Annotated in this window: 5 protein-coding genes and 1 pseudogene; 3 read left to right on the forward strand and 3 right to left on the reverse strand. The window is 65.7% G+C overall.

Features of this window, described 5'->3' with window-relative positions; genetic code table 11:
* A partial coding sequence (locus tag G4O04_08695; GenBank protein ID HEY58594.1) for a hypothetical protein occupies positions 1-1,542 on the reverse strand: 1,542 nt, incomplete at its 3' end.
* A 691-nt stretch (positions 1,543-2,233) separates the two neighbouring features.
* On the opposite strand from G4O04_08695, the gene G4O04_08700 reads away from it, so the two are divergent.
* Positions 2,234-3,337: a [LysW]-lysine hydrolase gene (locus G4O04_08700; GenBank protein ID HEY58595.1), complete on the forward strand. Its 1,104-nt coding sequence runs from the start codon at positions 2,234-2,236 to the stop codon at positions 3,335-3,337.
* A gap of 48 nt (positions 3,338-3,385) precedes the next feature.
* On the opposite strand, the pseudogene G4O04_08705 reads toward G4O04_08700, so the two are convergent.
* Positions 3,386-3,754, reverse strand: a pseudogene (locus G4O04_08705) (type II toxin-antitoxin system VapC family toxin).
* Positions 3,751-3,894 (reverse strand): hypothetical protein, encoded by a 144-nt coding sequence (locus tag G4O04_08710; protein HEY58596.1) that lies wholly within the window; start codon positions 3,892-3,894, stop codon positions 3,751-3,753. The pseudogene G4O04_08705 and the gene G4O04_08710 overlap by 4 nt, the downstream one beginning before the upstream one ends.
* Before the next feature lie 176 nt (positions 3,895-4,070).
* Between G4O04_08710 and G4O04_08715 the strand changes: the two genes are divergently transcribed.
* Together G4O04_08715 and G4O04_08720 are read left to right on the forward strand one after the other, a co-directional pair.
* Complete coding sequence (locus G4O04_08715) at positions 4,071-4,805, forward strand: sulfite exporter TauE/SafE family protein (GenBank protein HEY58597.1); 735 nt, start codon at positions 4,071-4,073, stop codon at positions 4,803-4,805.
* 22 nt (positions 4,806-4,827) lie between these two features.
* Positions 4,828-7,032 carry an ATP-dependent RecD-like DNA helicase gene (locus G4O04_08720; GenBank protein ID HEY58598.1) on the forward strand — a complete coding sequence of 735 codons (2,205 nt, stop codon included), beginning with the start codon at positions 4,828-4,830 and terminating at the stop codon, positions 7,030-7,032.
* The last annotated feature ends 114 nt before the right edge of the window (positions 7,033-7,146 follow it).

Below are 7,146 nucleotides of genomic sequence, written 5' to 3' on the forward strand. Positions count from 1 at the left end.
GTAGGTGAGACGGTAGGTGACCGTGTCGCCGGGCTTGACCTCCACCGGCGCGGTGAAGGAGGTGCTGCCGTTGACCGCGTAGATGCTTTTCGTCAGCGCGCCGCGGGGGATCTGCGCCGAGGCGGTGCTGGTGTCGGCCTCGCTCTGGCCGGTGGGGGTGCTGGCGTCGCTCACCTGGAGCAGGTCGCCGATGATGGTCACATCGTCGGTGAGAGTGTCGCCCTGGTCCACACTGGGGTCGCCGGAGGGGTAGTCATCGCTGAAGTTTTGCTGGACCACGGTGCGGAAGGTGATGGTGCCGGTGGTGGGGCCGTCGTCGTAGGCGTTGCAATCAGGGTCGCCGCCGCTGGTGCCGCTGGGGGGTACGCAACCGCCGATGAGGCGGCCATCCTGACCGCGGGTGACCAGTTCGTTGGAGACCCGGAAGGTGAGGGTGGTGGTGCCGGTGTTGGGCAAAGTCGTGTTGTCGATGGTGCACTCCGCGCCTGGAGTGCCCGTATAGTCACAGGCCACATCGTAGTTGGCCGTGGCTATGGCTGCGGCGGCCAGGGTGTAGCCATTGCCGTTTACCTGCAGGGTGGGCGTGAAGGTGGCGTCCAGCCGCTGGCCGTCGGAAATCACATCTTGAAGCACCACATTTTGGAAGGCGAAGAAATCCGACACCTGGAAGGTCAGGGTGTATTCCAGCACATCGTCGGGGGAGTAGCCCGGGGCGCCGTTGTCCTGCACCAGGGTGACGGTCTTCTGGACGGCGATGGACTTGTCTGTCAGGGTGTGTTCGCAGCCGGATGGGTCTTCGGTGAACGAGGTGGTGTTGTCGCGGGTATCTGTTGGCGTCCAGGAGCCGCTGGCCTTGGCGTTGTTGCAGGAAGAGGCATCGTCGCCGGTAGTGGAGTCGATGACCCGGGCGTTGCTGGCATCGCGCAGGGGGATGTAGAAGGCGAAAGTCATGCTCACCGTGCCGCTGACGGTGCCGAAGTTGCAGGAGAGGGTGCCGCCGGGAGCGGAGGTGGAAGGCGTGGTGCAGGTGGCCCCGGCCGGACTGGTGCTCACCACGGAGACAAACTGCATATTGTCGGGAAGGGTGTCGACGAGGGTGAAGTTGTCCACTGTCTGGCCGGGCGCGATTTCCGCGGTCACCGTGTACTGCCGGGGGAAGTTGGGGCCGCTGGCCGTTTCGTCTTCGGAGACGCTGTAGGCTTTGGAGAGGGTGAGCAGGATGGGGGTGACCGAGGCGCTCGTCCAGGGGCTCAGGGTTGGGCTGGGGTCGTCGCCGCAGCACCAGTCGTCCAGGGGGGTGCTGCCGAACTGGTAGCCGCCGCGGGCCCGGACGGTGAGCGGGGTGTTCAAATCAGCCAGGTCGCTCATCGTCGCCGTGACCTGCACGGTGGCTGGGGGCTGGTCCGGGGTGAACGAGCCGAAGGGCAGGCGTAGAGCCACGAAGGTATCCCCGGCTGTTAGTCCACAGACTTGAATGGCCGAGCCGGTGTCGTCCACGATGTAGGGATGGGTGACACAGCGTGAGGAGGGCACGGTAAGCACGGTGGCTTCCACCGTAGTACCCAAATAGGGCGGCGCTGACAAAGGCAATACCGTCAGGGTCGGGCGCGCCGTCCGCGCCGTTGGTGGGGAGGACGAGGTCGATGATGGGGCCGTAACCTGGCGCGGTGTCGGTGTTGTCGAAGGTCACGGTGAAGGTGAACGTTTCCCCAATAAACACCGATGCTGGCACATCTAATGAAACGGCCGGCGCCGTGACGAAGGAGGGGCGTTCAGCAGGGGCGGCCTGGGCCTGTGGAGGGCTTTCGATGGGTTGGCCGAGGGCCCAGAAGAGGGGGAAGGTCAGCGCGGCGACCAGGAGCCGCAGCCAGAACCGGGGACGAGGAGGTGCAAACCGTTTTGCCATCATACCTCCCAGTAAATGAAGGGGACTTTTATGGAATTGGGAAAAGCCTCGGGTGGTTCAGGTGCTTTTCCCCATATCCTGTGAAACAAGAGCGGGTGTTCTTCAGGCAAGCACTTGGGGGATGAGAAGTCTGGAATGAGAATTAGATAAAAAATTATACCATGATTGACGGGATTTGAGGAACGAGACCGCTGAACGTGAACAGCCAATCAGGCGTGGGCTGGCGCTGCCTGGCCTGGCCTGCCGCCGTTGTCCCGTTGGGGTTTTTGTGGTATCGTTGCCAGGTAACCCTTTGTCTCCTACCATAGCTACAGCAGGATGGCGCCCATGTCAAACGCCGTGGATACAGCCTTTGCTACGCTAATGGGCCTGGTCGGTCGCTACTCCCCCAGTGGCCAGGAAGAAGAAGCCGTGGCCTTTCTGGTGCGGCGCTTTGCCGAGTTAGGCTATACCCATGCTTATCGTGATGCGGCGGGCAACGCCGTGAGTGTGATGGGCGAGGGGCCGCGCCAGATTGTGCTCCTGGGCCACGTCGACACCGTGCCCGGCGAGATTCCTGTGCGGGTGGAGACGTTACCCGGAGAGGGTGAGGTGCTTTTCGGTCGGGGCTCGGTGGACGCCAAAGGCCCCCTGGCGGCCTTCACCGACGCCGTGGCCGCCGTCGGCCCCCGTCCGGGGTGGCAGTTCGTGGTCATCGGTGCAGTGGACGAGGAGCGGGAGTCGCGCGGCGCGCGCTTTGTGGCCCAACAGGAGGGGTACCGCCCGGCCTTTGCCATCATCGGCGAGCCCAGCCGCTGGCACCGCGTGACCCTGGGCTACAAGGGCAGCGCCTGGGCCAGGGTGCGGGTCACCCGTTCCCTGGCGCACACGGCGGCCCGCGAGGAAAGCGCGGCCGAGGCGGCCGTGGCGGCTTGGCTGCGGGTGCGTCAGATGGCGGAGACCTTCAACACAGAGCGCCCGCGTGCCTTCGAGCAACTCCAGCCCACTCTGCGCGGGCTGGCCTCGGGGGGCGATGGCTTTACCGAGTGGGCCGAACTCACCGTGGGGTGCCGCCTTCCGCTGGATGTTCCCCCTGACGACTGGTACGCGCGGCTGCGGGAGGCGCTCCCCGACGCCGAGGTGCAGCCGCAAGGTTATCCGATTCCGGCTTATGTGAGCGACAAACGGAACGCCCTGGTGCGGGCCTTTCTGCAGGCCATTCGGGCCGTGGGGGGGCGGCCGGGGTTCGTGCGCAAAACGGGCACGGCGGATCTCAACATCGTGGCGCCGGTGTGGGGCTGCCCGGCCGTGGCTTACGGGCCGGGCGACAGCCGCCTGGACCACACGCCGGAGGAACACCTGCCGTTGGAGGAATACGCGCGGGCGGTGGCAGTGCTGCGTGAAGTGTTGGTCCGCCTGACAAAGGAATCGGCCTCGGGAAAAGCGTTTTAGGAGGAGGCTCCGGTGAGCCAGCAGATCGTGAGCGTTCCTTCGAAGGCCTTGAATTTGGGGGTCGCCGGTTAACAGCGGAGCCCCCATCTCCTGGGCCAGGGCGGCCGCAAAAGCGTCGGCCAGGGCGATAGGAAAGCGGGCTTTGGGATGGGCTGCCGCCAGCACCCGCGGCAAGGTGGCTTCGTAGAGCGCAAGCGGGCCTGCTTGCAAGAAGGCCAACACCTGCGCAGCGCGTGCCAGGCCGTGACGCCGCTCGACGATGTAGAGCACTTCACCCAGGTTGATCGTGCTGAGGGCTAACCGGCCTCGGCCGGCTTGGGCACGCTGAAGCCATGTTTTCACCGCGTCGCCACCGGGTTCGCCGCGAAGAAAGGCCAGGATGGCAAAACTGTCCAGAACCAGCGTGTTGACCCTCATCCTTCTTCCCCAAAAGATTCCCCGTGGGCCTGTTCCTCGCGGTGTGCTGCCAACAGGTCTTCGGTGAGGGAAGGCTCCTCTGCCAGGAGCCCGTGCATGGTTTCAATGGGCTGCTCCGGCGGCGGTACCAGCGCCAGCATTCCGCCGTATTCCACAAAGGCGACGCGCGTGCCTGGGTGGAAAAGTCAATCTTGCTATGGCCGAGCAGGACTTGCACTCCCAGACTTGTTTGATTGATGTGACCGAGAGACTCACCGGGAGCGCCGCTTCTCGTTTGTCTTTCCTGTCAGGGCAAGAAAGGTCGAAGGAGACAACCATGCTTTCTCAAACCCTGTGGGTGACCGGCGTGCTCTTCCTGGCCGCGCTGACCCAGAGTGCCACCGGCTTTGGGCTGGCGTTGGTCTCCATGCCTTTGCTTAGCCTGCGCCTGCCTTTGCCCCAGGCGACCGCGTTGGTGGCCACGGTCAGTATGGCCGTTGAAATTGCCATCTTGTGGCGTTACTGGAAGCATCTCCGGTGGGGGCCGGTGATCCGCCTGGTGCTGGCTTCCCTGGCGGGAATCCCCGTCGGGGTGACGCTTTTGCGGCGCTGGCCCGAACGCTGGTTGTTGGCCGGGCTGGGTGTGGTGCTGGCTGGCTACGCGTTGTACGCCTTGCTGGGATGGCGGCTGCCCCGTCTGCAGGCCCGCTTCTGGCCCTGGCTGATGGGCTTCCTGGCAGGGGCGTTGGGCGGGGCGTACAACACCTCCGGGCCGCCGGTCATCCTTTACGGTCATGCCCAGGAGTGGCCCCCCGCGGCGTTCAAGGCCAATCTGCAGGCGTTCTTTCTGAGCAGCAGCACGGCGGTCTTCCTCGCCCATCTTGTGGCCGGACATATCGGCCCGGCCACCTGGCTGCGCGCGGCCTGGGCTGTGCCAGGCCTGGTCCTAGGCCTGTGGGCCGGAGGACGGCTGGATGCGCATCTTTCCCCCGCCCGGTTTCGCCGGCTGGTGCTGGTGGCCTTACTTCTCCTGGGCGGGCGGATGCTCTGGGTTTCCTTGGGCGCGGGATAGCGGCGCCCAAGGCAGGAGGCTCATGGAGACGCTGACCGGCGCTGTGGAGCGCATCACTTTTCACAACGCGGAGAACGGTTACACCGTGCTTCGGTTGCGGCCCGACCGCCGGGTGCCCGGCCTTTCCCGTGAAGGTCTGGTGACCGTGGTGGGGCATTTGCCCGATCTCACCCCCGGCGAATCGGTGACGCTGAGGGGGCGCTGGAAGCAGCATCCTCGCTTTGGTCTGCAGTTCGTGGCCGAGGAATGCGAGCGGGTGCTCCCGGCCACGGCGGAGGGCATTCGCCGGTATCTGGGCTCGGGCCTGGTGCGCGGTATTGGGCCGCGGCTGGCCGAGCGCATCGTGGCCCATTTTGGCGCCGATACCCTGCGCGTGCTCGACGAGCAGCCCCATCGCCTGCGTGAGGTGCCGGCCATCGGCCCCAAACGGGCGGCGGCCCTGGTGCAGGCCTGGCAGGAGCAGAAGGCCATCCAGCGCATCATGCTCTTTCTCCACGACCAGGGCATCTCCACCGGGCTGGCCGTCAAAATCTACAAGACCTACGGCGAGCAGGCCGTGGAGGTGGTGCGCGAGGACCCCTACCGTCTGGCGCGCGACATCCGGGGCGTGGGCTTCCAAACAGCCGACAAGGTGGCCCAGGCCATGGGACTGCCGGCCAATCACCCTTCGCGGCTGGCCGCCGGGCTGGGTTACGCCTTGCAGGAGGCCGTGCGCGAGGGCCATGTGTACCTGCCGCGCGACGAACTGTTGCGCATAGCCAAAGATTTGCTGGGGGTCGAGGATGGGGACGCCTTAGACCCGATGTTGACGACCCTGACCCAGGAGGGAGAACTTATCCTGGAGGAAGTGGCCCCTCCCCCGGGGTCCGGCGAGGGGACCTCCTCGGGGGACGCTGACCCCTCAAAGGGAGAGCGCATCCCTGGGGTGTATCTCCTGCCCCTGTACACGGCCGAACGGGGCCTGGCCGAGCGCCTTTGGACCTTGCTGACCGCTCCTTCGCGGTTGCCTGCCGCGCTCCGGTTTTCCGGGGAGGGGTTGACGCCCACACAGCAACAAGCCGTGCGCCAGGCGCTGCGGAGCCCGGTGAGCATCCTGACCGGCGGCCCCGGCACGGGCAAGACGACCACGGTGCGGGCGCTCATCGGGGCTCTAGAGCGGGCCGGGGTGTCCTATGTCCTGGCCGCGCCCACAGGCCGGGCGGCGAAGCGCCTGACCGAGGCCACGGAGCGCGAGGCCTTTACGGTGCATCGGCTGTTGGGCTATCAGCCGGGCACGGGGTTTCGCCACGGACCGGAGAACCCGCTTCCCCCCCAGGTCGTGGTGGTGGACGAGGCCTCCATGCTGGACCTGCTGCTGGCCTACTTCCTGGTGGGGGCGGTGCAGCCCGGGGCGCATCTGTTGCTGGTGGGGGATGTGGACCAGTTGCCGTCGGTGGGGCCGGGGGATGTGTTGCGCCATCTCATCGCTTCGGGCCAGGTGCCGGTAACGTGCTTAGAGACTATCTTTCGTCAGGCCGCGGGGTCGTACATCATCACCAACGCCCATCTCATCAACCGCGGCGAGATGCCGTTGTTCCCCAAAGACGCGGAGGACTTCTTTTTATTCCCCGCGGCGACCCCTGAGGAGGCGGCCCGGTGGGTGGTGGAGGTGACGGCGGACCGCATCCCGCGCAAATTCGGCCTGGACCCGCTCACGGAGATTCAGGTCATCGCGCCGATGTACCGCGGCCCGGCCGGGGTGCACGCCCTCAACGCGGCGCTGCAACGGGCGCTCAATCCCCCAGCGGCCGACAGGTCCGAGGTGCTGCTTTTCGGGCAGATGTTTCGCCTGGGTGACCGGGTGATGCAGGTGGAGAACAACTATAATTACGAAGTGTTCAACGGCGACCTGGGCATCATCACCGAGATCGACCGCGCGCGCCAGACGCTGACGGTGGACTTCGGCACCCATCGGGTGCGTTACGCCTGGAGCGAGGCGGACCAGATCGTGCTGGCCTACGCGATTTCGGTGCACAAGAGTCAGGGGGCGGAGTTCCCAGCGGTGGTCATCCCGCTGGTGACGCAGCACTACATGATGCTGCGGCGCAACCTGCTCTACACGGCGGTGACGCGGGCGCAGCGGTTGTGCGTGCTGGTGGGGCAGCGCAAGGCCATCGCCATCGCCGTGCGCGACGCCCGCACCCGCGCCCGCTACTCGGCCCTGGCCTGGCAGCTGGGGACGGGGTAACGGGGGAGAAAAGGGTTTCTCGCCATGGCTCCGACCCGGGAGCCTATTTCAATTTAGTAAATAGACATAAAAATACCCACTGGGCTGTACCAAGCTCCTCAAAGGAGAAGAGAA

The organism is Anaerolineae bacterium, from assembly GCA_011176535.1.
GTDB lineage: Bacteria > Chloroflexota > Anaerolineae > Anaerolineales > DRMV01 > DUEP01.